Below are 25545 nucleotides of genomic sequence, written 5' to 3'. Positions count from 1 at the left end.
CGCGACCCCCGCATCGAATCGAGAGCGCCCTTGGCACACGAGACCCCCGACACCCCCGGCGACACCTACGACTTCCGCGCCATCGAGGCCGAGTGGTCCGAGGTGTGGGAGCGCGAGCAGCCGTTCCGCACGCCGGACGCGAGCGACACCCGCCCGCGCAAGTACATCCTCGACATGTTCCCGTACCCCTCGGGCGACCTGCACATGGGGCACGCGGAGGCGTTCGCGCTCGGCGACGCGGTCGCGCGCTACTGGCGCCAGCAGGGCTTCACGGTGCTGCACCCCATCGGCTGGGACTCCTTCGGCCTGCCCGCGGAGAACGCCGCCATCAAGCGCGGCGTCGACCCGCGCGAGTGGACCTACGCGAACATCGAGACGCAGAAGCAGTCGATGAAGCGCTACGGCCTCTCCTTCGACTGGGAGCGCGAGCTCCACACGAGCGACCCCGAGTACTACACGTGGAACCAGTGGCTGTTCCTCAAGATGCACGAGAAGGGCCTCGCGTACCGGAAGGACAGCTGGGTCAACTGGGACCCGGTGGACCAGACGGTCCTCGCGAACGAGCAGGTCCTGCCGGACGGCACGTCCGACCGCTCGGGCGCCGTGGTCGTCAAGAAGAAGCTCACGCAGTGGTACCTGCGCATCACCGACTACGCCGACCGCCTCATCGACGACCTCAACCAGCTCGAGGGCACGTGGCCCTCGAAGGTGCTGAACATGCAGCGCAACTGGATCGGCCGCTCCGTCGGCGCCGAGGTCGACTTCGCGGTCGAGGGCCGCGACGAGCCCGTCACCGTGTTCACGACCCGTCCGGACACGCTGCACGGCGCGACCTTCATGGTCGTCGCGCCCGACAGCGACCTCGCGGCCGAGCTCGTCGAGGGCGCGTCCGACGAGGTGCGCGAGTCGTTCCGCGGCTACCTCGAGCGCACGCAGCGCCTCAACGAGATCGAGCGCTCCACCACCGACCGCCCGAAGACGGGCATCCCGCTCGGCCGCACAGCGGTCAACCCCGTCAACGGCGAGCGGATCCCCATCTGGGCCGCCGACTACGTGCTCGCCGACTACGGCACGGGCGCGGTCATGGCCGTCCCCGCGCACGATCAGCGCGACCTCGACTTCGCGCGCGCCTTCGACCTGCCGGTGCGCGTCGTGGTCGACACCACGCAGCCCGTCACGGGCGCCATCCGCATCATCCCGGAGGACGGCGAGCTGCCGGACCTCGAGGAGGTGCTGCCCGGCCGCACGGGCGTCGCGCTCCCCGGCGAGGGCCGCCTCATCAACTCCGGGTCGCTGAACGGCCTGAGCAAGCAGCCCGCCATCAAGCGCGTCATCGAGCAGCTCGAGGCGGAGGGGCGCGGTCGCGCCGCGAAGAACTACCGACTGCGCGACTGGCTCATCTCCCGCCAGCGCTTCTGGGGCACGCCCATCCCCATCGTCTACGACGAGCAGGGGAACGAGATCCGCGTCCCGGAGGACCAGCTCCCCGTGCGCCTGCCCGACACCGAGGGCCTCGACCTCACGCCCAAGGGCAAGTCACCGCTCGCCGCCGCCACGGAGTGGTCGAACGTGCCGAGCCCGCGGGACGGGAGCCCCGCCACGCGCGACCCCGACACCATGGACACGTTCATGGACAGCTCGTGGTACTGGCTCCGGTTCCTGTCGCCGAACGACGCCACGAAGGCGTTCGACCCGGCCGACGCCGACCGCTGGGCGCCCGTCGACCAGTACGTGGGCGGCGTCGAGCACGCCATCCTGCACCTGCTGTACTCGCGCTTCATCACCAAGGTCCTGTTCGACCTGGGCTACGTCACCTTCACCGAGCCGTTCAGCGCGCTGCTGAACCAGGGCATGGTGCTCTCCGGCGGCAGCAAGATGTCGAAGAGCAAGGGCGGCGTCGACCTCGGCTCCGAGATCGACCGCCACGGCGTCGACGCGATCCGCCTCACCATGGCGTTCGCCGGCCCGCCGGAGGACGACATCGACTGGGAGGACGTCTCCCCGTCCGGGTCCGCGAAGTTCCTGGCCCGCGCCTGGCGGCTCACGGGGGACATCACGAGCGCGCCCGAGGTCGAGTGGAAGACGGGCGACGAGGCGCTCCGTCGCGTGACGCACCGCTTCCTCGCCGAGGCGCCGGGCATGCTCGAGGCGTTCAAGTTCAACGTCGTCATCGCGCGCACCATGGAGCTCGTCAACGCGATCCGCAAGACCATCGACCAGGGGCCGGGCGGCGGCGACGCCGCGGTCCGCGAGGCCACCGAGGTCGTGGCCGTGGCGCTCAGCCTGTTCGCGCCGTACACGGCCGAGGACATGTGGAAGCGCCTCGGCTACACCGGGTCGGTCGCGTTCGCCGGCTGGCGCAAGGCCGACCGCAACCTGCTCGTGGTGAGCACCGTCATCGCGGTCGTGCAGGTCGACGGCAAGGTGCGCGACAAGCTCGAGGTCGACGCGCGCATCGGCGCCGACGAGCTCGAGGCCCTCGCGCGCGAGACCCCGGGGGCCAAGCGCTCCACGGCGGGCCGCACCATCGACAAGGTCATCGTGCGGGCGCCGAAGATCGTGAGCATCACCACCACGCCCGCCGCCTGACGGACGGGTCGCGCCTCGCCGCGCGGAGACGAGGGCGGTCCGGCGACGGGCCGCCCTCGCTCCATCCCAGGGCGCCGCCGCACGGCTGATCCCCAGACCCGCGACCGCGGATCCCGGCGCCCGGGGCAGCACCTAACGTGCGGGCATGCGCCCCCTCCGCCGATCCCGTCCCGGTCCCGACGACGTCGACCTCACGTCGATCGCGAGCGGCCGCTAGCCGGGGGAGGACGAGGAGGGCGCGTACGCGGACCGCGGCGCGCTCGACGTGCTCGGCCCGGATGGGTCGGACGACGACGGTGACGCGTACCCGCCGGACGACCCGCATGCTCCGCCGGTCCCGGCTGCCGCCGGACGTGCCCCCGGGCTCGTCCGGCGGCCCGCCCGCCGTGGGCCTCACGAGACGGGAGTGGAGCCGGAGACGCCGGCGGACCCGCGGGACCGGGGCGGAGCCGAGCGGATGGCCAGCGCGTCCGCCCCGCTCCTGCTGCCCGGCCAGCGGACGCGCCTCCGTCTCCGGGTCGGCGTCGGGGCGGCGGCCGTGCTCGTCGCCGCGGCCCTGGTCGTCACGATCCTCGTGACGGCGATCCAGGAGGCGGAGGCCGGCCGGGCAGAGGAGCCGCCTCCCGCGCACTCGAGCCCGGTCGCCCACGGGACGGGGACGGATCGTGACGGGGGCGGCCGCACCTCCGCCACCGCCGACGACGACGGCAGCGCGGCGGGCACGGGGTCCGGCGACGCGGACGAGGCCGGAGGTGACGACCCGGGCAGGACGGCGGACGGGCAGGACGGAACGGCCGACGCGGGCGGCGAGGCCGGGGGCGACGGAACCCGCACCGCATCCCGCACGCCCATCTACGTGCACGTCGTCGGCGCGGTCGTCGCGCCCGGCCTGTTCCCCCTGGCCCCCGGCAGCCGCGTCATCGACGCCCTGACCGCCGCGCACGGCTTCGCGGACGGCGCCGACACCGCGGGCGTGAACCTCGCGCGCGTGCTCTCCGACGGCGAGCAGCTGGTCGTCCCGCGGCAGGGCGAGGCACCCGCGGCACCCGCCGGCCAGGCCGCGGGCGGATCGGCCGCGGCCGGCGGGGCGGCGAGCCCGTCCGCGCCGGTGGACCTCAACACGGCGACCGCGGAGCAGCTGGAGACGCTCCCGCGCGTCGGTCCGTCGCTCGCCGGCCGCATCATCGCGTGGCGGTCCGCGCACGGGCGCTTCACGCGCGTCGCCGACCTCGGCCGCGTCCCCGGCATCGGCGACCGGACGCTCGCGTCCCTCACCCCGCTGGTCCGGGTGTGAACCCGCCCGAACGGATCGGTCGCGGGTCCACCTCGACGCCGCGCCGACCTCCGAGCTCCGCCCGCCAGATCGACCTCCGGCTGGCGCTCCCTGCGGCGGTCGCGTGGACGGCGACCGCGCTGGCCGTCGGCGTCCGGAGGGTCAGCGCAGGACTCGCCGTCGCCGCGGCGGTGCTCGCCCTCGCGGGTGCGGGGATCGCGGTGGGGGCCGCGATGCCGCGCTCGAGCGCGCCGAGGGACGTGGGCGTGGACGTCGGATCCGACGCCCACCCCGGAGGCGGATCCCCGCGCCCGGCGCGCTGTGCCCGTCGGAGCGCCCGCGCGGGCGTCGGCCCGCACGCGACGGCGCCGCTCCTCCGGGCGGTCGCCGGCGGCGCGGTGGCCGCGGGCGCGACCGCGCTGCTCCTCGGGGCGGCGGCGACGCAGGAGCCGCTGCGCCACCCGGCCGCCCTGGACGCCGCGGCCTCCGCCGACGGCATGGTCGTGGCGGACCTCATCCTCGACGAACCGCCAGCACCCCTGGCCTCGAAGGCGGGCGGCGGATCCGGCGGCGCAGGAGGTCGCGTGCGGCTCGTCGCCCACCTCACGGCGCTGCACGTGGGGCAGGACGCGCACGGCCGCGCGGCGGACGGCACGGTCGTGCTGGCCGCTCCGGTGCCGGTCGTCGTCTTCGCCGGCCGCCCGCACGACGAGCGGGACGGGCGGGACGGATCTCCCGGCGGACGGCTGGGCGTGGGCACGGTCGTGCAGCTGAGCGCCGCCGTGCGGCAGGCCGATCCGGCCGACCGCGCGGCGTACCTGCTGCTGGCCCGCGGCGCGCTGGAGGCGACGGCCGCGCCATCCGGGGCGTCCGGCGTCGCCGACGCCCTCCGCGCCGGTCTCGCCCGCGCCGCGGCCGCCCTGCCGGGACCCGGGGCCGAGCTGCTCCCGGGACTCGCCATCGGCGACGTGTCGGCCGTCGCGCCCGCCCTCGCGCAGAGCATGAAGGACAGCTCCCTCACGCACCTCACGGCGGTCTCGGGCGCGAACTGCGCGGTCATCGTGGGGCTCGTCCTGGCGCTGACCGCCGCCCTGGGGCTCCGGCGTCCCGCGCGGGCCGCCGCGTCGCTCGTGGCCCTCGGCGCGTTCGTGGTGCTCGTGACCCCGCAGCCCAGCGTGCGCCGCGCCGCCGTCATGGCCACCGTGCTGATCCTGTCCACGGCATCCGGGCGTCCGTCCCGCGGTCTGCCCGCCCTCTCGCTCGCCGTCCTCGTGCTCCTCGCGGGCGATCCCTGGCTGGCGCGCGACCTCGGCTTCGCCCTGAGCGTGCTGGCGACGGCCGGGCTCCTGGTGCTGGCGCCGCCCCTCGCCGACCGCCTCGCGCACCGCATGCCGCGCCGCCTCGCGGACGCGCTGTCCATCCCCGTCGCCGCGCAGGTCGCGTGCCAGCCGGTGCTCCTCGTGCTGCAGCCGGGGCTCCCGGTGCACGGGGTGCTCGCCAACCTGCTGGCCGAGCCCGCCGCCGCGCCCGCCACCATCGGGGGCCTCGCCGCCTGCGTGCTCCTGCCCGTCTGGCCCGCGGCGGGAGGCCTCGTGCTGCGCCTGGCATGGCTGCCGGCCGCGTGGATCGCCGCGGTCGCCTCCGTGCTCTCCGGCCTGCCGTGGGGACGCGTCCCGTGGCCGACCGGGGCCGGCGGGGTCGTCGCCCTCGTCGTCGCGACCGCGCTGGCCGTCGCCGCGATAGCGCTCGGCCGCGGGCCCCGTCCCGTCCCACGTCCGGCTGCCCTCCCGGCGACGGCCGATGTCCCACCCGACGGCTAACCTGGATCCGCCCGCCCGGCACCGGGCTCCCGCACCCGCACGCCCCGCCCCGCACGCACCGCCCGGAAGGACCCGCATGGCGACCAGGACCTCCCGCAGCACCCCGGCCAAGGCGTCCGCGGCCATCCCGCAGCTGGCGTGGGACGCGGTGCGGCCCGCGCCCGTCGTCCTCGTGTCCGGCACGGAGGCGCTCCTTGCGGACCGCGCGATGCGCCGCCTGCGCGACATCCTCACTGCGGAGGACCCGAGCATCGAGGTCTCCGACATCGAGGCCGACTCCTACGCGCCGGGCGAGCTCATCACGCTGGCCAGCCCGTCCCTGTTCGCGGAACCGCGGCTCATCCGCGTCGTCAACGTGGAGAAGTGCTCCGACCAGTTCCTGCTCGACGCGGTCGCCTACCTCGACTCCCCGGCGGATGACACCTACGTCGTCCTCCGGCACGCCGGGGGAGTGCGCGGCAAGAAGCTCCTCGACGCGGTGCGCGCGGGCACCGGCGGCGGCATCGAGATTGTCTGCGCGGAGCTGAAGAAGGACAGCGAGAAGCACGACTTCGCCGTCGCCGAGTTCCGGGCCGCCAAGCGGTCGATCACGCCGGGCGCGGTGCGCCAGCTCGTCGCGGCGTTCCAGGACGACGTGAGCGAGCTCGCGTCCGCCTGCCAGCAGCTCATCTCCGACACGGCGCACGAGATCACCGAGGTCACGGTCGACCAGTACTACGGCGGCCGGGTCGAGATCAACGCCTTCGCGGTCGCCGACTCCGCCATCGCGGGCCGCAGCGGCGAGGCGCTCGTGCTCCTGCGGCACGCGCTCACCTCGGGCGCGGACCCGGTGCCGCTCATCGCCGCCTTCGCGATGAAGATCCGCACCATGGCGAAGGTGTCCGGCGTCTCCGGTCCCTCCGGCCAGCTCGCCTCGAAGCTCGGCATGGCGCCGTGGCAGGTGGACCGGGCCCGACGCGACCTCCAGCTCTGGGACGACGCGGGTCTCGGCCGCGCCATCGAGGCGCTCGCGGAGGCGGACGCGCAGGTCAAGGGCGGCGGCCGCGACGCGGTCTACTCGCTCGAGCGCATGGTGCGCACGGTCGCCTCGCGCGGCCGCGACTGACCCGCTTCCGGCGCCTCCCGGCCGCACCCGCTCCGCGGGGAGACGACGACGGGCCCCGCGCGATGCGCGGGGCCCGTCGATGTCACCAGGGGAGATCAGCCGATCTTGGCGACCTGCTTGGCGATCGCGCCCTTGCGGTTCGCGGCCTGGTTCTTGTGGATGACGCCCTTGCTCGCGGCCTTGTCGAGCTTCTTGCCGGCGAGGCTGACGGCCTTGACGGCCGCGTCCTTGTCACCCGCGGTGATGGCGGTCTTGACGGAGCGGATGGCCGTCTTCAGCTCGCTCTTGACCGCCTTGTTGCGCTCCTGGGCCTTCTTGTTCGTGCCGATGCGCTTGATCTGCGACTTGATGTTTGCCACGTGTTATGTCTTCCGTTCGAGTTTTCGTCGTATGAGTTGCCGCTCAGCGAGAGAGGGCGCCTGCGGCGATACCGCGTGATCGGGGAGGACCACACGCAAGCCAACAGGCGACGATACCAGGTCCCGGCCGGGAAATCAGGCGAACTCGCCCCGCGCGTCGCGGTCCTGGTGCTCGACGTGCTCGCCGGGGCGCACGAAGCGCGTCTCCGGCGCGTCGTCGAGGGCGACGCGGATGCGACGCCGGAAGTCCGCGGGCATGTCCGGCAGCGCGTCCACGGGCCACCACGCGACCTCGAGCGACTCGTCGTCGTTGACCCGCGCGTCGCCGGAGACGTACCGGCAGCGGAAGGTGAGGTCGAGGTAGCTGGCGCGGTCGCCGTTCGGGTAGGTGATCTCGCCGGTCGTCCCGACCGCGACCAGCCGCTCGACCTCGACCTCGACCCCGGTCTCCTCCTCCGCCTCGCGCCACGCGCCCACGGCCGGCTCCTCGCCGGGCTCGAGGATCCCCGAGACGGGGGCCCAGACGCCGGTGTCGCCGCGGCGCACGAGCAGCACGCGGGGACCGTCGAGGATCACGGCCGTGACGCCCGAGAGCCAGAGGGGAGCGGTGCCGACCCGCGATCGGAGGGAGGCGACGAAGTCGGGGATGCCCATCCGCCGAGCCTACCGACGCCCCGGGGCGGGCCCCGCGCGGCCGGGGCCCCTGGCGCTGCGGCCGCCGCCACTGCCACCACCACCGCCCGGGCTTACCCTCGACCCGTGCCCCGTCTCGCGCCCCACATCCCCTCCGTGCCCGAGTCGGGCATCCGCCGCATCCTCGAGCTGTCGTTCGAGGTCGACGACGTCATCGCGCTCGGCGTCGGCGAGCCCGACGTGCCGGTGGCCCCGCACATCCGCGAGGCGGCACGCCGCGCGTGGGCCGACGACCGCACCGACTACACCGCCAACGCGGGCATCCCCGAGCTCCGGGCGGCGCTCGTCGAGAAGCTCGGCCGCGAGAACGGGCTGGACGTGCGGACCGAGCAGGTCTGGGTCACGGTCGGGGCGACGCAGGCGCTCTACCAGGCGATGACCCTGACCCTCGCCGCGGGCGACGAGGTGCTCGTGCCGGATCCGGGCTACACGACGTTCTCCATGGGCGCGCGGATGCTGCAGGCGGAGCCCGTCCCGTACCCCCTGCTCCCCGAGCGCGGCTTCCGGCCGGACATCGCGGAGCTCGAGCGCCTCGTCACCGACCGCACCCGGGTGCTGGTGGTCAACTCGCCCTCGAACCCGCTCGGCGCCGTGTTCCCGCGGGAGACGCTCCGCGAGCTCCTCGCGCTGGCCCGGCGGCACGACCTCTGGGTGATCAGCGACGAGGTCTACGAGCGCTTCGTGCACGACGCGGAGCACGTGAGCATGGCCGCCCTGCAGGAGCCGGGGGAGCAGCGGGTGCTCACGGCGTTCTCGCTGTCGAAGACCTACGCCATGACGGGCGTGCGGGTGGGCTACCTCGTCGTCCCGACCGGCCTGACGCAGGTGATGCGCACGGTGCAGGAGGCCACGATCAGCTGCGTCAGCGCCCCGGCGCAGTGGGCGGCGGTCGCGGCCGTCACGGGCGACCAGACGCACGTCGCGGAGGCCCTCGCGCACTACCGGGCGAACCTCGACGCGGCGACCGCGCTGCTGGAGGAGCGGGGCATCCGGCACCTCCGGCCGACGGGCGCGTTCTACCTCTGGATCGACATGGGCCACGCCTCGGACGGCGACGTGGCCGGCTGGGCCGAGCGGTTCCTCCTGCGCGACCGCGTCGCCGTCGCGCCCGGCAGCGCGTTCGGCCGCTCCGGCGAGGGCTGGATCCGCGTCTGCGTCGCCGCCCACCGCGCGGTGCTCCTGGAGGGCCTCGGCCGCCTGCCCGCGCCCGAGGGAGCGGCCGCGCCGCCCGCCTCGGTCGACCCGACCGCGTCCTAGGCTCGGAGCATGGCCCCCACCGCAGATCCCACCGCCCCCGTCCGCGCCTCCGCCTCCTCCGTCACCGCCATCGTCGGCGGCCACGTCGTCCCCGTCGACGGCGCGCCGATCCCCGGGGGCACCGTCCTCCTCCGCGACGGCCTCGTCGCCGCGGTCGGCGCCGACGTCGAGGTCCCCGAGGACGCCACCGTGATCGACGCGACCGGCCGCTGGGTGCTCCCCGGCTTCGTCGAGGCGCACGGCCACGTCGGCATCCACGAGGAGGCCAACGGCCCCGCGGGCAACGACACCAACGAGATGACCGACCCCGACATGTCCTCGGTCCGCGCGATCGACGCCATCGACATCGACGACGAGGGCTTCCGCGACGCGCTCAAGGGCGGCGTCACGACCATCGTCGTCAAGCCCGGCTCCGGCAACCCGATCGGCGGCCAGTCCGTCGCGATCAAGTCGTGGGGCGGCCGCACCATCGACGAGCAGCTCGTCAGCGACTCCGTGAGCGTCAAGAGCGCCCTCGGCGAGAACCCGAAGCGCGTCTACGGCGCGAAGGACCGCACGCCGTCGACGCGCCTCGGCGTCGCCATGGTGATCCGCCGCGCGTTCCGCGACGCGGAGGACTACCGCGCGGCCCGCGACCACGCCGAGAAGGAGGGCAAGCCCTTCTCCCGCGACCTCGGCAAGGAGACGCTCGTCCGCGTCCTCGACGGCGAGCTCGCCTGGGACCAGCACACGCACCGCCACGACGACATCGCCACCGCGATCCGCCTCGCCGACGAGTTCGGCTACCGCCTCGTCGTCAACCACGGCACCGAGGGCGACAAGATCGCGGACGTGCTCGCCGAGCGCAGCATCCCCGTCATCTTCGGCCCGATGATCACCTCGCGCTCCAAGGTCGAGCTCCGCGACCGCGCGGTCGCGAACCTCGCCGCCCTGCACCGCGCCGGCGTCCTCGTCGCGATCACGACCGACGCCCCCGTCGTGCCCATCGACTTCCTGGTGCACCAGGCGTCGTTCGCGGTGAAGGACGGGCTGCCCGCCGACATCGCGATCCGCGCCATCACGGCGAACCCCGCCGCGATCCTCCGCCTCGACCACCGCGTCGGCGCGCTCACGCCGGGCCTCGACGCCGACGTCGTCATCTGGTCGGGCGACCCGCTCGACGTTCAGTCCCGCGCCGAGCACGTCATCATCGGCGGGGACACGGTCTACACCTGGGCCGACGGCACGGGCACCACCGTCGAGCGCCGCACGCGCTTCGGCGCATGAGCGAACGCGTGGCGGGGGAGCAGGGCGCGGCGATTCGCACCGCGGTCGTCGCCGGGGCGTCCGGCTTCATCGGGCAGGTGCTCGTCCGCGAGCTCGCCGAGGAGGGCTACCGGGTCCGGACGATCGGCCGCTCGGGAGCCGACGCGCGCTGGGGCGACGCCGAGGGGATCCGCCGCCTCCTCGACGGCGCCGACCTCCTCGTCAACCTCGCGGGCAAGAGCGTGAACTGCCGGTACGGCGTCGCGAACCGCCGCGAGATCCTGCGCTCCCGCGTCGAGACGACGGCCGAGCTCGGGCGCGCCGTCCGCGACAGCGCGCGTCCGGTGCCGGTGTGGATCAACGCCTCCACCGCCACCGTCTACCGGCACGCCACCGACCGTCCGCAGACCGAGTCGACCGGCGAGCTCGGCGACGACTTCTCGCCCTCGGTCGGCCGCGCGTGGGAGCGTGCGCTCTTCGCCCCCGACCTCCCGTCCACCCGCCGCGTGGCGCTCCGGATCGCGATCGTGCTCGGCCACGACGGCGCCCTGCAGCCGCTGCTCGGCCTCGCCCGCTTCGGCCTCGGCGGGCCGCAGCTCGACGGCCGCTTCCCGGGGCGTCCGTCCCGGATCCGCGCGGGCGCGCACCACGTGTTCCAGCCCACGCACGGCCGGCAGGTCTTCAGCTGGCTGCACATCGACGACCTCGTCGGCATCATCCGGTTCGTCCGCGACGAGCCGACGATCGAGGGGCCCGTCAACGCGTCGAGCCCCGAGCCCGTCACGAACCGCCGGCTGATGAAGGTCCTCCGGCATGCCGTCCGCATGCCGATCGGCCTGGCCGCGAACCGCTGGATGCTCGAGATCGGCATGTGGCTGTTCCGCACCGAGCCGGAGCTCGTCCTCAAGAGCCGCTGGGTCGTCCCGGAGACGCTCGAGCGCGCCGGCTACCGGTTCCGCTGGCCGCGCCTCGAGGAGGCGGTCGCCGACATCGTCGGACGCTGAGCCCCGTCCCGGCCGCGCCGCCGCGCGCGCGGTGACCCGGCGCGGATGGCCCGCCCGACGCCGCGTGGGATGATCGTGGTTCCCGCCCCACCGCACCGACCCCTCGAAGGAACGCGTGAGCCCCCTAGCAACGAAGGCCCTCCGGCCCGCCGCGACCGACCCCGCGTCCATCCGCAACTTCTGCATCATCGCCCACATCGACCACGGCAAGTCCACGCTGGCCGACCGCATGCTGCAGATGACGGGAGTGGTCGACTCGCGCGCCATGCGCGCCCAGTACCTCGACCGCATGGACATCGAGCGCGAGCGCGGCATCACGATCAAGAGCCAGGCCGTTCGGATGCCGTGGGAGCTCGAGGGCCGCACCTACGCGCTCAACATGATCGACACCCCCGGTCACGTCGACTTCTCCTACGAGGTCTCCCGCTCGCTCGCCGCGTGCGAGGGCGCGATCCTCCTGGTGGACGCCGCGCAGGGCATCGAGGCCCAGACGCTCGCGAACCTCTACCTCGCGCTCGAGAACGACCTCACGATCATCCCGGTGCTCAACAAGATCGACCTCCCGGCCGCCGACCCGGACAAGTACGCGGCGGAGCTCGCCTCCCTCATCGGCGGCGACCCGTCCGACGTCCTGCGCGTCTCCGGCAAGACCGGCGCCGGCGTCGAGGACCTGCTCGACCGCGTCTCCCGCACGATCCCCGCGCCGGTCGGCGACCCCGACGGCGCCGCCCGCGCCATGATCTTCGACTCGGTCTACGACGCGTATCGCGGCGTGGTCACCTACGTCCGCATGATCGACGGCAAGCTCAGCCCGCGCGAGAAGATCTCGATGATGTCGACGCGCGCCACCCACGAGATCCTCGAGATCGGCGTCAGCTCGCCCGAGCCCACGCCCTCCGACGGCCTCGGGGTCGGCGAGGTCGGCTACCTCATCACGGGCGTGAAGGACGTGCGCCAGTCCAAGGTCGGCGACACCGTCACCACGGCCGCGCGCCCCGCGACCCAGGCGCTGCCCGGCTACACCGAGCCGCTGCCCATGGTCTTCTCCGGCCTCTACCCGATCGACGGATCGGACTACCCCGACCTCCGCGACGCCCTCGACAAGCTGAAGCTGTCGGACGCCGCGCTCGTCTACGAGCCCGAGACGTCGGTCGCGCTGGGCTTCGGCTTCCGCTGCGGCTTCCTCGGCCTCCTGCACCTCGAGATCATCACCGAGCGGCTGTCGCGCGAGTTCGGCCTCGACCTCATCACGACCGCCCCGTCGGTCATCTACGAGGTCACGAGCGAGGACAAGCAGACCGTCACGGTCACCAACCCGAGCGAGTTCCCGGGCGGCAAGATCGTGAGCGTCTCCGAGCCCGTCGTGAAGGCCGCCATCCTCGCGCCGAAGGACTACGTCGGCACGATCATGGAGCTGTGCCAGTCGCGGCGCGGGATCCTGCTCGGCATGGAGTACCTCGGCGAGGACCGGGTGGAGATCCGGTACACGATGCCGCTCGGCGAGATCGTGTTCGACTTCTTCGACAACCTCAAGAGCAAGACCGCCGGCTACGCGTCGCTCGACTACGAGCCCGCGGGCTCGCAGGACGCGGACCTCGTAAAGGTCGACATCCTGCTGCAGGGTGAGCAGGTGGACGCGTTCAGCGCCATCGTGCACCGCGACAAGGCGTACGCGTACGGCGTGCTGATGACCGGCCGCCTCCGCGAGCTGATCCCGCGCCAGCAGTTCGAGGTGCCGATCCAGGCCGCCATCGGCGCCCGGATCATCGCCCGCGAGTCCATCCGCGCCATGCGGAAGGACGTCCTCGCGAAGTGCTACGGCGGCGACATCACCCGCAAGCGCAAGCTGCTCGAGAAGCAGAAGGAGGGCAAGAAGCGCATGAAGATGGTCGGCCGCGTCGAGGTCCCCCAGGAGGCGTTCATCGCCGCGCTCTCGGGCGACACGGAGAAGAAGGCCAAGTAGCCGCGGGCCCCGCACGCACGACGCGCCCCCTGCCTCGAGAGGCAGGGGGCGCGTCGCGTGCGGGGCGGACGTCAGCAGGCGGTCGGCCTCGGAGAGCCGGCGGCGACCCACTGCCGGTACGTGAGAGCGAGGCCCTCGGGAGCCGCCAGGCCCACGTAGCGGATCTCCGCCGAGCCTCGCGCCTGGCAGAACCGGTCGCCGTCGAACGACTTCACGATCTGCGGCGTGGGGAGGGCCCAGTACGCCCACTCGTCGAACGAGAGCGCGGCGTCCTCGCCGAGCTGGGGCGTGGGGCCGACGATCGCCGGGAGCCAGGCGAGCCGGCGGAAGACCGAATCCGACACGTGGTCGACCGCGGGGAAGCCGAGGTGCGCCCACTCGCCGTAGTTCAGCTTGTGGAGTCCGGGATCCTCCTCGAGGTACGTCCCCTCCACGAGGAACAGCTCGTCGGAGTAGGCGTACTTGAGGACGGCCGCCTCCGCGGTCGGCGTGTCGTCCGAGGGCCTCGGGGAGCCGACGCTCGCGTACTCGGCGTACCTGAGGCGGAGCGTCGTGGCGGCTCCCTCGAGGACGACGTCCGCGAAGACGTCCGCCGACCACGTGTACTTGCGGTACTCGACCTCGGCGGCGACAGGCCGGGGGAAGCCCGCAGCAGCCCACTGGTCGTAGGTCACGTCCTCCACGTGGAAGCCGTCGGCGCCCTCGACGTCCCGGAACAGGGTCGGGGCGAAGGGGACGGAGTACATGGTGCCGTCGCCGGGCGTCGCCTGGGCCGGCGTGGCGGCGAGGGCGCCGCCGAGCACGAGGGCTCCGGCTATGGCGAGGGCGGGGATCGAGCGGTTCACGGTGGCCTTCCGGTGGTCGACGCGGACGTCGAGGGGGTGGGAGCGGATGCGGAGGTGCGGCGGATCGAGGTGGCGACGACCGGACCGCGATGCGGACCGGGACGAGCGCACCCGAGATGACGTTCCCCTGAGCCGGTCTCACCGGCCATGGCTGCAACGTATCGGCCTGGGGAGGCGGGCAGAGGAACCCCGGGTCACGGACGGATAACGCTTGGATCCGCGCTACGGCGCGGGGATGAGGGATGCGCCCTCGCCGTCATCCGCTCGGATGAGGACGGGGCGTCGGGCACCCCCGAGCAGGGGACGGAGGAGCTCCGACCTCCTCGTCGTGCGCCACGTGGCCGGGCTCCTCAGGGGGAGCAGACGACCGCAGCGGGGGATCGCGGATCCCCACGCCGTAGTCTTGACCGCATGCGCCGCAGCACCTACACCGCGACCGCCGTCACGTACGGCTCCGTCGGCGGCACCCAGGCCGCCGACCTCATGACCTACCCGCCCGAGGGCTACCGTCCCGCGGAGGCGAGCGCCCGGCTGGGCAGCGGCGACGAGCGCTTCGAGCAGGCCGTGGCCCTCCTCATGACCTGGGGCGTCCAGCGGGGCAGCGGCATCGAGGTCACGCGCATCGAGCAGGAGGTCCCCGACGAGCCCGGCTACACGGGCCTCGAGTTCGACGAGGACGGCGTGCCGCAGGTGCCCGTCGCCCGCCCCCGGGAGGCGCTGTACGGCGACGACGGCACCCCGTGGATCACCTCGGGCACCTCGGCCGTGCTCCGGATGCCCTTCGGCCCGTTCCACCCGGAGGCGCCCGTGCGCGTCGTCTACACGGTCGACGAGGCCGACCGCGTGGGGTTCGCGTACGGCACGATGCACGGGCATCCCTTCAGCGGCGAGGAGGCGTTCCTCGTCTCCCGCGAGCCGGACGGCGGCGTCTGGCTCACCCTCCGCGTCTTCTCGCGCCCGTCCTCGTGGCCGCTGCGCCTCGCGAGCCCCGTGCTCCGGGTCCTGCAGGGCGTCTTCATTCGCCGCTACCTCCGGTCGCTGCACCCCGCGGTCGCGTCCGCCTGATCCGCGGCCGGTTCGGCCTCAGGGCGCGACGAGCCCGTCGAGGTACGCCATGACCTCGTCGTGCCCGGAGGCCAGGTCCTCCACCACGATGGCCGCGTGGGCGTCCGGCTGCCGCAGCTGCGCGACGTCGTACGCGCCCGTGCTCACCGCGACGAACGGGAAGCCGGCCGCCTCCGCCGCCACGCCGTCCGCGGGGGTGTCGCCGATGATCACGACGGGCACGCCCGCCAGCGCCGCGGCCGCGCGCCGGGTGAGGTCGCTGCGGATCCGTGCCTCGTCCCCGAAGAAGGACGCGTCCCAGTCGAACAGGTCGACGTCGAGGCCCGCGCCGTCGAGCTTGTAGCGGGCGCGCAGCGGCGAGTTGCCCGTGAGCAGCGCGTTGACCCAGCCGCGGTCCGCCACGTCGGCGACGAGACGGGGGACCCCGACCGGCACCTCGCGCCGGCCGGCGCCGTAGTGCTCGATGCGCGACATGCCCTCGAGCTCGGCGCGGACCGCCGGGTGCAGCGACTCCGGCAGGCCGTACACGTCGAGCGTCTCCCAGATGATCTGCCCGTCGGTCTTCCCGTGCGCGTGCACCGTGCGGTCCTCGAACGACGCCCCGGCCGCGAGCTCGATGGCGCGGTGGTACATGCTGCCGGAGCGCGGGCTGTTGAGGAGCAGGGTGCCGTCGACGTCCCAGAGGACGTGGAGGGGCCGGGGCGAGGGGGCGTCGGTCATGCCCCCATCCTGCCGGAGGGCCGACGGGCGCCCCGACGCCGCGGACGGGACGGCCTCCCGCCCGGGGGATGATGGACGGATGCCGTCCGCCCTGCCCCTCGCCGATCCCGCCCCCGCCGACGGCCTCCTGCCCGCGTCGGCCGCCGACGGCGCGGAGGCCCGCGCCTTCGGCGTCTACCTCCACGTCCCCTTCTGCCGGGTGCGCTGCGGATACTGCGACTTCAACACCTACACGGCGCCGGAGCTCCGCGGCGTGCGGCAGTCGGACTACGCGACGCAGGCTGTGCAGGAGGTGCGCTTCGCCGCGTCCGCGCTCCACGACTCCGGCGTGCCCGCCCGCCCCGCGTCCACCGTCTTCCTGGGCGGCGGCACGCCCACGCTCCTGCCCGTCGAGGACCTCGTCCGGATGCTCGACGCCGTGCGCGGGACCTGGGGCATCGCGGAGGGCGCCGAGGTCACGACGGAGGCGAACCCCGACAGCGTCGACGACGCCTACCTCGCGGCCCTCGCGGCCGGCGGCTTCACGCGCGTGTCCTTCGGCATGCAGTCCGCGGTGCCGCGCGTGCTCGCCACGCTCGAGCGCACGCACGACCCCGCGCGCATCGCCCCCGTCGTCCGCGGCGCGCGCGCGGCGGGCCTCGAGGTGAGCCTCGACCTCATCTACGGCACGCCGGGGGAGACCCTCGACGACTGGCGCGCCTCGCTCGAGCAGGCGATCGCGCAGGAGCCCGACCACCTCTCCGCCTACGCGCTCATCGTCGAGCCCGGCACGAAGCTCGCCCGGCAGATCCGCCGCGGCGAGGTGCCCGAGCCCGACGAGGACCTGCAGGCCGACATGTACGAGCTCGCCGACCGCCTGCTCGGCGAGGCCGGGTACGAGTGGTACGAGGTGAGCAACTGGGCGCGCGGCGGACGTCGCAGCCGCCACAACCTCGCCTACTGGCAGGGCCACGACTGGTGGGGCGTGGGTCCCGGCGCGCACAGCCACGTGGGCGGCGTGCGGTGGTGGAACGTCAAGCACCCGGCCGCCTACGCCGACCGCGTGCTCGCGGGCGCGTCGCCCGGCGCCGGCCGCGAGACGCTCGACGACGCGACGCGCGAGGTGGAGCGCGTGCTCCTCGGCGCCCGCATCCGCGACGGCCTGGCGATCCCGACGCTCACCGCCGAGGGCCGCCGCCAGGTCGCGGGCCTCATCGCCGACGGGCTCGTGGATGCGCGCGCGGCCCTCGCCGGCACGCTCGTGCTCACGCTGCAGGGACGCCTGCTCGCCGACGCCGTGGTCCGCCGGCTCCTCGAGGACTGAGCGCCCGAGGACCGGCCGGGCGAGGCCCTGGGGGAGCGTCCTCCGGCCGTCAGAGGACGGCGGCGCCCACCTCGTCGCCTGCGCCGCGCTCGAGGTCGCTCCGCTCGACGCAGAACTCGTTGCCCTCGGGGTCCGCGAGCACGACCCAGCCGCTGCCGTCGGCGTTCCGCCGGTCGGCGACGAGCTCCGCTCCGAGCGCGAGGACGCGCTCGACCTCCTCGTCGCGGGTGCGGTCGTCCGGGGCGAGGTCGAGGTGCAGCCGGTTCTTCGCCGTCTTCGGCGTGTCCGCGCGCTGCAGGATGATGCCCAGCCCGGAGACGGCGTCGCCGAGCCACGCGGCGTCGTCGCCGGGGCGGTTGGGCTCGTCGGGGTCCTCCTCAAACCCGGTCACGCCGGCCCAGAAGAGCGAGAGCGCGTGCGGGTCCCGGCAGTCGATGGCGACGTGCCGGATCCGCGCGCTCACCGGCGACCGCCTACTTGATCCACCGGATGTTGAGCGGGTAGCGGTAGGGACGGCCGCTCTGCACCCGGGTGCCGCCGATGATGGCGAAGACGATGTTGACCACGACCACCGCGAAGATCACGAGCCCGAGCAGGAGGCTGATGAGGATCCCGAGGAAGGGGATGACCACGAAGATCGCCTGCAGCACGTTGAGGATGACGAGCGCGCCGGTCACGTTGATCGTCCAGTTCGTCGCCTCCTTGCCCTCCTGGTCCGTGAAGCGGCCGCGCTCGCGGAACACGAGCCACACGATGAAGGTCGGCACGATGAGGAGCGCGAGGAAGTGCGTGAGCGACGCCCACAGGCGGTCCTCGCTCGGCGTGAGCGGTGCGGGGGCGCCGTAGGGGTGGGGGTCGGGTGCGGACATTCCGGTGGGGCCTCTCGGTGCGCGGCGCCGGCCGGCGTTCGTGCCGGCGGGCCGCTTCGGATCGGGGTGGGACCGGGCGACGTCCGGCCCGTCCACGGTACCGGTGCCGACGCGCGACCGGCAATGCCGAGGAGGCTCCGCGCCGCGGTACGATTGGCAGTCAGAACCGACGAGTGCCAGGAGGGAGCCGCCATGGTCTCGGAACGCGGGCTCGACGTCCTCCGGGTGATCGTGCAGGACTACGTGTCCTCACGCGAGCCCGTGGGCTCCAAGTCCATCGTGGAGCGCCACGCCTTCGGCGTCTCGGCCGCCACCATCCGCAACGACATGGCCCTCCTCGAGGAGGAGGAGCTCATCGCCGCGCCCCACACGTCCTCCGGCCGCGTGCCGACGGACAAGGGCTACCGGCTGTTCGTCGACCAGCTCGCCGACGTGCGTCCGCTCACCCCGGCGCAGCGTCAGGCGATCCACGTGTTCCTCGGCGAGTCGGTCGACCTCGACGACGTGCTCGCGCGCACCGTGCGCCTCCTCGCGCAGCTCACCAACCAGGTCGCGCTCGTGCAGTACCCGTCGCTCGCGACCAGCCACGTGAAGCACGTCGAGCTCGTCGCGCTGTCGACGACCCGCGTGCTCACGGTGCTCATCACGGACACGGGCCGCGTCGAGCAGCGCGTCGTCGAGCTCGCGGGCGACCCGGACGACGCCTTCCTGGCCGGGATGCGCACGCGCATCAACCAGGCCGTCGGCGGCCTCGGCCTCGCGGAGGCCGCGACCCGGCTCGAGACGATGTCGGACGAGGTCGAGCCGGAGCAGCGCGCCGCCGCCTCCGCGCTCGCGGGCACGCTCGTCGAGCAGGTGCTCGCGAACCGGCAGGAGCGGCTGCTGCTGGCCGGGTCCGCGAACCTCGCCCGCACCGAGCGGGACTTCCCGGGCAGCATCTCGCCCGTCCTCGAGGCCATCGAGGAGCAGGTGGTGCTCCTGCGCCTGCTCGGCGAGATGGAGGCCGACCAGCACGGCGTCTCCGTGAGCATCGGCCGGGAGAACGCCCCGTTCGGCCTCGGCGAGACGAGCGTGCTCACCAGCGGCTACAGCTCGTCCGGCGGCGTGCTCGCGCGCCTCGGCGTGCTGGGGCCGACCCGCATGGACTACTCCACCAACATGGCGTCGGTGCGCGCGGTCGCGCGCTACCTCTCGCGCCTGCTCGAGGAGCGGTGACGGCTCGACGCCGGAGCACCGCCCCTGATCCCCACGACCATCACCACCGAAGGGCCCGACGTGGCTGACCACTACGAAGTACTCGGCGTGAGCCGCGAGGCGACGCCAGAGGAGATCAAGAAGGCGTACCGCAAGCAGGCGCGCCAGCTCCACCCGGACGTCAACGACGCCCCCGACGCGGCCGAGCGGTTCAAGCTCGTGACGCACGCGTACGACGTGCTGTCCGACCCGCAGCAGCGCCAGCAGTACGACCTCGGCCCGCAGGCCGGGTTCGGCGGCGGCGGCCAGGGCTTCGGCGGCTTCGGCGACATCTTCGAGACGTTCTTCGGCGGCCAGCAGGGCGGCGGGGGCGGGCGCGGCCCGCGGTCGCGCCAGGAGCGCGGCCAGGATGCGCTGCTCCGCGTCGAGGTCGAGCTCGACGAGGTCATCTTCGGCGTGCACCGCGACCTCGAGATCGACACGGCGGTCGTCTGCGACACCTGCCAGGGCTCCTGCGCGCAGCCCGGCACGAGCGCCGTCACGTGCGACATCTGCCACGGCTCCGGCAGCATCCAGCGCCAGGTGCGCTCGCTCCTCGGCAACGTCATGACGTCGAGCCCCTGCGGCACCTGCCGCGGGTACGGCACGGTCATCCCGAACCCCTGCCCGACGTGCGCCGGCCAGGGCCGGGTCCGCGCCCGCCGCACCGTCCCGGTCGACATCCCGGCCGGCGTCGACACGGGCCTCCGCCTGCAGATGCCGGGCTCCGGCGAGGTCGGCCCCGCGGGCGGCCCGAACGGCGACCTGTACCTCGAGATCAAGGTCGCGCACCACGACGTCTTCAGCCGGAACGGCGACGACCTGCTCGCGACCGTCGAGGTGAGCATGGTCGACGCGATCCTCGGCAGCGACGCGCACATCGAGGCGCTCGACGGGACGGTGGACCTCGAGCTCCGCCCGGGCATCCAGAGCGCGGAGATCATCACGGTCCGCGGCCGCGGCGTCACGAAGCTCCGCGGCTCCGGGCGCGGCGACCTGAAGATCGGGATCCAGGTGGTCACCCCGCAGAAGCTCGACCACAAGGAGCGCGACCTCATCCAGCAGTTCGCGAAGCGCAACAAGGCGCCGGCCCCGCACCTCGCGCACTTCCAGCAGGGCCTCTTCCAGAAGCTCCGCGACCGCTTCCTCAACGTCTGACCGTGGCGCACTTCCACCTCGCGGACGACCTCGACGCGGCCGACCTCGCCGTCGGCCGCGTCGTGTCGCTCGGCCCGCAGGAGTCCCGGCACGCGGTCACCGTCAGCCGCGTGCGCGCGGGCGAGGGCCTCCTCGTCGGCGACGGGCGCGGCACCATCGCGTCCTGCACCGTCACGGCGGCGGATCCGCAGCGCCTGGAGCTCCGCGTCGAGTCGGTCGAGGCGCACCCGGCGCCGTCGCCGCGCGTGGTCCTCGTGCAGGCCCTCGCCAAGGGGGACCGCGACGAGCTGGCCGTGCAGGCCGCCACCGAGCTGGGCGTGGACGCCGTGATCCCGTGGCAGGCGCAGCGCTCCGTCTCCCGCTGGGAGGGCGCGAAGGTCGCGAAGGGCCGGGAGCGCTGGCGCGCGATCGTGCGCGAGGCCGTGAAGCAGTCCATCCGGCCGCACGTGCCCGAGGTCGAGGCGCTCGCGAGCACGAAGGACCTCGTGCGCCTCGCCGCCACCGCGCGCGTGCTCGTGCTCGACCCCACCGCCGAGGCGCGCCTGTCCCGGCTCGACCTGGCCGCCCCGGCGGACGGACCGGCGACCGACGTGCTCCTCGTCGTCGGACCCGAGGGCGGCATCAGCCCGGCCGAGGTCGAGGCGCTCCGGGCGGCGGGCGCCGTGCCCGTCGCGCTCGGGTCGGGGATCCTCCGCACGTCCACCGCCGGGCCCGCCGCGCTGGCGCTGGTCAACGCGGCCCTCGGGCGCTGGTGACCCCGCGGGGCGCGCGTAGGCTGGGCGCATGAGCGAGACCCGAGAGCCCACCGTCTTCGAGCGCATCGTCGCCCGGGAGATCCCGGCCGAGATCGTCGCGGAGACCGACCGCGTCATCGCCTTCGAGGACATCGCGCCGAAGGCGCCCGTGCACGTGCTCGTGGTGCCCAAGACGCCCGCGTACCGCGACGTCGTCGAGCTCGCCGCGGGCGACCCCGGCCTCCTCGCGGAGGTCGTCGAGGTCGCGTCGCGCATCGGCGGCGAGCGGGCGGGCGGCCAGTTCCGCCTCGTGTTCAACACGGGCGAGGACGCCGGGCAGACGGTCTTCCACGTGCACGCGCACGTGCTCGCCGGCTTCGGCGGCTCGGAGGACCATGTCGGGCTCTGACCCCCGCGGCGCCGCCGACGCGGATCGCGTGGAGCAGACCGCGACCGTCGACGGCGTGCTCATGGTCCGACTGCTCGGACCCCAGGACCGGCTGCTCCGGCAGATCGAGCGCGAGCACCCGGATGTCGACGTCCGGGTCCGCGGCAACGAGATCACGCTCGTCGGGACCCGGGCGGGCGTCGCCGCGGCGCGCCGGCTCATCGACGAGGTCGTGACGATGGTGGAGGACGGACAGCACGTGGAGCCCCAGGAGATCGAGACGAGCGCCAGGCGGCTCGGCGAGGACGACGCGCGGACCCTGTCCGACGTGCTGAGCGAGGCCATCGTGCAGTCGCGCGGCCGCACCGTCCGCCCGAAGACGCAGGGCCAGAAGGAGTACGTGCAGGCGATCGACGAGAGCACCATCGTGTTCGGCATCGGCCCCGCCGGCACGGGCAAGACCTACCTCGCCATGGCCAAGGCCGTGCAGGCGCTGCAGCGCAAGGAGGTCGAGCGGATCATCCTCACGCGTCCGGCCGTCGAGGCGGGGGAGCGGCTCGGCTACCTGCCGGGCTCCCTCACCGACAAGATCGACCCGTACCTCCGGCCGCTGTTCGACGCGCTCAACGAGATGATGGACCCCGAGCTCGTGCCGAAGCTCATGGCGTCCAACACCATCGAGGTCGCGCCGCTCGCGTACATGCGCGGCCGCACGCTGAACAACGCGTTCGTCGTGCTCGACGAGGCGCAGAACACCACGCCCGAGCAGATGAAGATGTTCCTCACGCGCCTCGGCTTCGGCTCGAAGATGGTGGTCACCGGTGACATCACGCAGGTCGACCTGCCCACGGGCTCGAGCGGCCTGCAGCTCGTGACGCGCGTGCTGGACGGCATGGACGACATCCACTTCTCCCGCCTCACGAGCGACGACGTCGTGCGGCACACCCTGGTCGGCCGCATCGTGGACGCGTACACGCGCTACGACGCGGAGCGCCAGGCCGCCGACCACCTCCGCGCCGAGCGCCGCACCGCCCCTGGGAGCACCCGATGAGCATCGAGATCAACAACGAGTCGGCGATCGAGGTGGACGAGCCGGCGATCCAGCGGCTCGCGACCTACGCGCTCGACACCCTGCACGTGCACCCCGACGCCGAGCTCGCCATCGTGATGGTGGACGAGGGCGCGATGGAGCAGCTCCACGTGCAGTGGATGGACGAGCCGGGCCCCACCGACGTCCTCAGCTTCCCCATGGACGAGCTCCGCCCCGGGACCGAGGACCGTCCGACGCCCGCCGGGCTCCTCGGCGACATCGTCGTCTGCCCCCAGGTCGCCGCCGAGCAGGCCGTCGCGGCCGGGCACTCGACGCTCGAGGAGATCCTCCTGCTCACGACGCACGGGATCCTGCACCTGCTCGGGTTCGACCACGCCGAGCCCGACGAGGAGCGCGAGATGTTCGGCCTCCAGCGCGACATCCTGATCGGGTTCGCCATGAGCGAGCGCGGTCGCTGACCCGCCGCCGATGCTCGCCCTCCTCCTCCCCGCCTTCCTGCTGGTCGTCCTCGGTGGCCTGTTCGCCGCCGCCGAGTCCGCGATCTCGTCGCTGTCCCGCGCCGACATCCAGGAGCTCGCCCTCACCTCGCGGGCGCGCCGCTCGATGCTCGCCATCTCCACGGACACCGGGGCGTACGTCAACTCGCTGAGCTTCGTCCGCATCGTCGCGGAGACGAGCGCCGCGGTGCTCGTGACCCTGGCGCTCGCGTACACGATCGAGAGGTGGTGGATCACCCTGCTCGTGGCCGCCGCCATCATGACCGCGGTCTCGTTCGTGCTCGTCGGCGCGAGCCCGCGCTCCGTCGGCCGGGTGCACGCGCGCCCGCTGCTCGCGTGGACGGCGCTCCTCGTGCGCGGGATCCGCGTCTCCATCGGACCCGTGGCCGACGCCCTCGTCGCCCTCGGCAACCGGGTCACGCCGGGTCGGCCGAAGACCGTGGCCACCTTCACGAGCGAGGAGCAGCTCCTCAGCATGGTCGACGAGGCCACGGAGCTCGAGGTGCTCGAGGAGGACGACCGCGAGCTCATCCACTCCATCTTCGAGTTCAACGACACCGTGGTCCGCGAGGTGATGATCCCGCGCACCGACATGGTCGTCGTGGAGCAGACCGTGCACGTCGGCAGCGCGCTCGGCGTCTTCCTGTCCCGCGGCATCTCGCGCGCGCCCGTGACCGGACGCGACTCCGACGAGATCGAGGGCGTGCTCTACCTCCGCGACCTCGCGCGCATGGTCTACGAGCGGCCCGAGGAGGCGGAGCGGACGACCGTGGACCAGCTGGCGCGCCCGGCCGTGTTCGTCCCCGAGTCGCAGAAGGCCGACGCGCTCCTCCGCCAGATGCAGCTGGAGTCGAACCACCTGGCCATGGTCGTCGACGAGTACGGCGGCATCGCCGGCCTCGTCACGCTGGAGGACCTCATCGAGGAGCTCGTGGGCGACATCAGCGACGAGTACGACCGCGACGTGCCCGAGTACGAGGACCTGGGCGACGGCGTGTACCGTGTGAGCGCCCGGCTCCCGATCGACGAGCTGGGCGACCTGTTCGGCCTCGAGCTCGACGACGACGACGTGGACAGCGCCGGCGGCCTCCTCGCGAAGACGCTGGGGCGGCTGCCCGAGCGCGGGTCCGTGGTGCACGTCGGCGGGCTCGTCCTCACGGCCGACCGGGTCGAGGGGCGCCGCACGCGCATCAGCACGATCCTCGTCGAGCGCGACCGCGCGGCCGACGACGACGACCACGAGGCGGCCCCCGCGGGCGCCGCCGCCAGCAGAGGACACGACCATGACTGATCCCCGGGACGACGAGACGGCCGGTGCCACGACCGACGACGCCACGACGGCGGCGCCCGCGCCGCTCTCCGACGAGGCCTGGGGCATCGACCGCGACGCGGAGCCCGCGCGGACGAAGCGCAAGCCGCGCGGCGGGGCCCCGGCCTACCGCGCCGGGTTCGTCTCCTTCGTCGGCCGCCCGAACGTGGGGAAGTCCACGCTCACCAACGCGCTGGTCGGGGAGAAGGTCGCCATCACCAGCTCCAAGCCGCAGACGACCCGGAAGGCCATCCGCGGCATCGTGCACCGCCCCGACGGGCAGCTGATCCTCGTCGACACGCCCGGCATCCACCGCCCGCGCACGCTCCTCGGCGAGCGGCTGAACGCGCTGGTGCAGACGACCCTCGGCGACGTCGACGTCATCGGCCTCTGCATCCCCGCGGACGAGCGGATCGGCCCGGGCGACCGCTTCATCAACGAGCAGCTCGACGAGTACCCGCGCGCCCGCAAGATCGCCATCGTCACGAAGACCGACTCCGCCTCGCGCCACGCGGTCGCCGAGCAGCTGCTCGCCGTGCAGGAGCTCCGCGACTGGGACGCCATCGTGCCCGTCTCCGCGGTCGAGGCCATCCAGCTCGACGCGCTCGTCGGCGAGCTGCTGAAGGCCCTGCCCGTGTCCGAGCAGCTCTACCCGGACGACGCCGTGACCGAGGAGGGCCTCGAGGCCCGCATCTCGGAGCTCATCCGCGAGGCCGCGCTCGAGGGCGTGCAGGACGAGCTCCCGCACTCCCTCGCCGTCACGATCGACGACATGATCCAGCGCGAGGACAAGGAGCTCCTCGAGATCTACGCGAACCTGTTCGTCGAGCGGGACAGCCAGAAGGGCATCGTCATCGGCGCCCAGGGGTCGCGTCTGAAGCACGTCGGGCAGGTGGCGCGCGCCCAGATCGAGCCGCTCGTGGGCACGCGCGTGTTCCTGTCGCTGCGCGTGAAGATCGCCAAGGACTGGCAGCGCGACCCGAAGCTGCTCGGCCGCCTCGGGTTCTGACCGGCGGCGGCGTCCGCGTCCGCGGCGGCGTCCGCGTTGCGTACATCGCGCGGATG

24 protein-coding genes are annotated in these 25545 nt (G+C 73.6%); 18 read left to right on the top strand and 6 right to left on the bottom strand.

Annotated elements, in window-relative coordinates; genetic code table 11:
* The first annotated feature begins 30 nt into the window (after positions 1 to 30).
* The 4 genes from leuS to holA all read left to right on the top strand — a co-directional run bounded on the left by leuS (position 31) and on the right by holA (position 6787).
* Positions 31 to 2589, top strand: coding sequence for a leucine--tRNA ligase (leuS, locus tag QFZ62_RS02600; protein WP_307501345.1), 2559 nt, complete (start codon positions 31 to 33; stop codon positions 2587 to 2589).
* A gap of 457 nt (positions 2590 to 3046) precedes the next feature.
* Complete coding sequence (locus QFZ62_RS02595) at positions 3047 to 3883, top strand: ComEA family DNA-binding protein (RefSeq protein ID WP_307501343.1); 837 nt, start codon at positions 3047 to 3049, stop codon at positions 3881 to 3883.
* Complete coding sequence (locus QFZ62_RS02590; protein ID WP_307501340.1) at positions 3880 to 5682, top strand: ComEC/Rec2 family competence protein; 1803 nt, start codon at positions 3880 to 3882, stop codon at positions 5680 to 5682. The genes QFZ62_RS02595 and QFZ62_RS02590 overlap by 4 nt, the downstream gene beginning before the upstream one ends.
* Positions 5683 to 5758: 76 nt before the next feature.
* A complete protein-coding gene (holA, locus tag QFZ62_RS02585) occupies positions 5759 to 6787 on the top strand; it encodes a DNA polymerase III subunit delta (protein WP_307501336.1) in 1029 nt (342 codons plus the stop codon).
* 95 nt (positions 6788 to 6882) lie between these two features.
* Here the strand turns inward: holA and rpsT are convergent, their stop codons facing one another.
* Positions 6883 to 7146: a 30S ribosomal protein S20 gene (gene rpsT, locus QFZ62_RS02580; RefSeq protein ID WP_012038238.1), complete on the bottom strand. Its 264-nt coding sequence runs from the start codon at positions 7144 to 7146 to the stop codon at positions 6883 to 6885.
* 135 nt (positions 7147 to 7281) lie between these two features.
* Positions 7282 to 7800, bottom strand: coding sequence for an NUDIX domain-containing protein (locus tag QFZ62_RS02575; protein ID WP_307501333.1), 519 nt, complete (start codon positions 7798 to 7800; stop codon positions 7282 to 7284).
* Positions 7801 to 7905: 105 nt separating this feature from the next.
* On the opposite strand from QFZ62_RS02575, the gene QFZ62_RS02570 reads away from it, so the two are divergent.
* The 4 genes from QFZ62_RS02570 (at position 7906) to lepA (ending at position 13308) form a co-directional block, all read left to right on the top strand.
* Positions 7906 to 9096, top strand: coding sequence for a pyridoxal phosphate-dependent aminotransferase (locus QFZ62_RS02570; RefSeq protein ID WP_307501330.1), 1191 nt, complete (start codon positions 7906 to 7908; stop codon positions 9094 to 9096).
* Positions 9097 to 9105: 9 nt separating this feature from the next.
* A complete protein-coding gene (locus QFZ62_RS02565) occupies positions 9106 to 10362 on the top strand; it encodes an amidohydrolase (RefSeq protein WP_307501327.1) in 1257 nt (418 codons plus the stop codon).
* Positions 10359 to 11345, top strand: a complete 987-nt coding sequence (locus QFZ62_RS02560; RefSeq protein ID WP_307501324.1) for an epimerase — start codon at positions 10359 to 10361, stop codon at positions 11343 to 11345. The genes QFZ62_RS02565 and QFZ62_RS02560 overlap by 4 nt, the downstream gene beginning before the upstream one ends.
* 115 nt (positions 11346 to 11460) lie before the next feature.
* Positions 11461 to 13308, top strand: coding sequence for a translation elongation factor 4 (lepA, locus tag QFZ62_RS02555; protein WP_307501322.1), 1848 nt, complete (start codon positions 11461 to 11463; stop codon positions 13306 to 13308).
* A 71-nt stretch (positions 13309 to 13379) separates the two neighbouring features.
* Here the strand turns inward: lepA and QFZ62_RS02550 are convergent, their stop codons facing one another.
* Positions 13380 to 14153 carry a hypothetical protein gene (locus tag QFZ62_RS02550; protein WP_307501321.1) on the bottom strand — a complete coding sequence of 258 codons (774 nt, stop codon included), beginning with the start codon at positions 14151 to 14153 and terminating at the stop codon, positions 13380 to 13382.
* A 411-nt stretch (positions 14154 to 14564) separates the two neighbouring features.
* On the opposite strand from QFZ62_RS02550, the gene QFZ62_RS02545 reads away from it, so the two are divergent.
* Entirely contained in the window at positions 14565 to 15218 is a 654-nt protein-coding gene (locus QFZ62_RS02545; protein WP_307501319.1) for a DUF1990 family protein, read from the top strand.
* 18 nt (positions 15219 to 15236) lie between these two features.
* On the opposite strand, the gene QFZ62_RS02540 is transcribed toward QFZ62_RS02545, so the two are convergent.
* Positions 15237 to 15938 (bottom strand): HAD family hydrolase, encoded by a 702-nt coding sequence (locus tag QFZ62_RS02540; RefSeq protein ID WP_307501317.1) that lies wholly within the window; start codon positions 15936 to 15938, stop codon positions 15237 to 15239.
* Between the two features lie 79 nt (positions 15939 to 16017).
* Between QFZ62_RS02540 and hemW the strand changes: the two genes are divergently transcribed.
* Positions 16018 to 17241 carry a radical SAM family heme chaperone HemW gene (gene hemW, locus QFZ62_RS02535; RefSeq protein ID WP_307501315.1) on the top strand — a complete coding sequence of 408 codons (1224 nt, stop codon included), beginning with the start codon at positions 16018 to 16020 and terminating at the stop codon, positions 17239 to 17241.
* Positions 17242 to 17290: 49 nt separating this feature from the next.
* Here hemW and QFZ62_RS02530 read toward each other — a convergent pair whose 3' ends face one another.
* Together QFZ62_RS02530 and QFZ62_RS02525 are read right to left on the bottom strand one after the other, a co-directional pair.
* Complete coding sequence (locus QFZ62_RS02530; RefSeq protein WP_307501312.1) at positions 17291 to 17704, bottom strand: VOC family protein; 414 nt, start codon at positions 17702 to 17704, stop codon at positions 17291 to 17293.
* A 10-nt stretch (positions 17705 to 17714) separates the two neighbouring features.
* The gene (locus QFZ62_RS02525; protein WP_307501310.1) at positions 17715 to 18110 is read right to left on the bottom strand and encodes a DUF4870 domain-containing protein; all 396 of its coding nucleotides are present in this window, start codon (positions 18108 to 18110) and stop codon (positions 17715 to 17717) included.
* A gap of 192 nt (positions 18111 to 18302) precedes the next feature.
* On the opposite strand from QFZ62_RS02525, the gene hrcA reads away from it, so the two are divergent.
* The 8 genes from hrcA to era are packed head-to-tail and all read left to right on the top strand — an operon-like array spanning position 18303 to position 25489.
* Positions 18303 to 19325, top strand: coding sequence for a heat-inducible transcriptional repressor HrcA (hrcA, locus tag QFZ62_RS02520; protein ID WP_307501308.1), 1023 nt, complete (start codon positions 18303 to 18305; stop codon positions 19323 to 19325).
* A 60-nt stretch (positions 19326 to 19385) separates the two neighbouring features.
* Positions 19386 to 20501, top strand: a complete 1116-nt coding sequence (gene dnaJ, locus QFZ62_RS02515; RefSeq protein WP_307501307.1) for a molecular chaperone DnaJ — start codon at positions 19386 to 19388, stop codon at positions 20499 to 20501.
* 2 nt (positions 20502 to 20503) lie between these two features.
* On the top strand, positions 20504 to 21256 hold the full coding sequence (locus QFZ62_RS02510; RefSeq protein WP_307501305.1) for a 16S rRNA (uracil(1498)-N(3))-methyltransferase: 753 nt from the start codon (positions 20504 to 20506) through the stop codon (positions 21254 to 21256).
* A gap of 28 nt (positions 21257 to 21284) precedes the next feature.
* The gene (locus QFZ62_RS02505) at positions 21285 to 21644 is read left to right on the top strand and encodes a histidine triad nucleotide-binding protein (protein WP_307501303.1); all 360 of its coding nucleotides are present in this window, start codon (positions 21285 to 21287) and stop codon (positions 21642 to 21644) included.
* Positions 21631 to 22674 carry a PhoH family protein gene (locus QFZ62_RS02500; RefSeq protein ID WP_307501301.1) on the top strand — a complete coding sequence of 348 codons (1044 nt, stop codon included), beginning with the start codon at positions 21631 to 21633 and terminating at the stop codon, positions 22672 to 22674. The genes QFZ62_RS02505 and QFZ62_RS02500 overlap by 14 nt, the downstream gene beginning before the upstream one ends.
* Positions 22671 to 23132, top strand: coding sequence for an rRNA maturation RNase YbeY (ybeY, locus tag QFZ62_RS02495; protein ID WP_307501299.1), 462 nt, complete (start codon positions 22671 to 22673; stop codon positions 23130 to 23132). The genes QFZ62_RS02500 and ybeY overlap by 4 nt, the downstream gene beginning before the upstream one ends.
* Before the next feature lie 10 nt (positions 23133 to 23142).
* Entirely contained in the window at positions 23143 to 24462 is a 1320-nt protein-coding gene (locus QFZ62_RS02490; RefSeq protein WP_307501297.1) for a hemolysin family protein, read from the top strand.
* Positions 24455 to 25489: a GTPase Era gene (gene era / locus QFZ62_RS02485; RefSeq protein ID WP_307501295.1), complete on the top strand. Its 1035-nt coding sequence runs from the start codon at positions 24455 to 24457 to the stop codon at positions 25487 to 25489. Before QFZ62_RS02490 ends, era begins: the two co-directional genes overlap by 8 nt.
* The last annotated feature ends 56 nt before the right edge of the window (positions 25490 to 25545 follow it).

Origin of the sequence: Clavibacter sp. B3I6 (assembly GCF_030816895.1) — a bacterium.
GTDB lineage: Bacteria > Actinomycetota > Actinomycetes > Actinomycetales > Microbacteriaceae > Clavibacter.
Note: the sequence above shows the minus strand (reverse complement) of the source record. Positions and strands in the feature narration are given on the sequence as shown.

Coding starts and splice junctions, on each gene's coding strand:
- hemW (WP_307501315.1), top strand. CDS start 16,018: ATGCCGTCCGCCCTGCCCCTCGCCGATCCCGCCCCCGCCGACGGCCTC.
- QFZ62_RS02540 (WP_307501317.1), bottom strand. CDS start 15,938: ATGACCGACGCCCCCTCGCCCCGGCCCCTCCACGTCCTCTGGGACGTC.
- QFZ62_RS02545 (WP_307501319.1), top strand. CDS start 14,565: ATGCGCCGCAGCACCTACACCGCGACCGCCGTCACGTACGGCTCCGTC.
- hrcA (WP_307501308.1), top strand. CDS start 18,303: ATGGTCTCGGAACGCGGGCTCGACGTCCTCCGGGTGATCGTGCAGGAC.
- ybeY (WP_307501299.1), top strand. CDS start 22,671: ATGAGCATCGAGATCAACAACGAGTCGGCGATCGAGGTGGACGAGCCG.
- QFZ62_RS02575 (WP_307501333.1), bottom strand. CDS start 7,800: ATGGGCATCCCCGACTTCGTCGCCTCCCTCCGATCGCGGGTCGGCACC.
- QFZ62_RS02505 (WP_307501303.1), top strand. CDS start 21,285: ATGAGCGAGACCCGAGAGCCCACCGTCTTCGAGCGCATCGTCGCCCGG.
- holA (WP_307501336.1), top strand. CDS start 5,759: ATGGCGACCAGGACCTCCCGCAGCACCCCGGCCAAGGCGTCCGCGGCC.
- QFZ62_RS02490 (WP_307501297.1), top strand. CDS start 23,143: ATGCTCGCCCTCCTCCTCCCCGCCTTCCTGCTGGTCGTCCTCGGTGGC.
- era (WP_307501295.1), top strand. CDS start 24,455: ATGACTGATCCCCGGGACGACGAGACGGCCGGTGCCACGACCGACGAC.
- QFZ62_RS02595 (WP_307501343.1), top strand. CDS start 3,047: ATGGCCAGCGCGTCCGCCCCGCTCCTGCTGCCCGGCCAGCGGACGCGC.
- QFZ62_RS02560 (WP_307501324.1), top strand. CDS start 10,359: ATGAGCGAACGCGTGGCGGGGGAGCAGGGCGCGGCGATTCGCACCGCG.
- QFZ62_RS02525 (WP_307501310.1), bottom strand. CDS start 18,110: ATGTCCGCACCCGACCCCCACCCCTACGGCGCCCCCGCACCGCTCACG.
- QFZ62_RS02565 (WP_307501327.1), top strand. CDS start 9,106: ATGGCCCCCACCGCAGATCCCACCGCCCCCGTCCGCGCCTCCGCCTCC.
- QFZ62_RS02500 (WP_307501301.1), top strand. CDS start 21,631: ATGTCGGGCTCTGACCCCCGCGGCGCCGCCGACGCGGATCGCGTGGAG.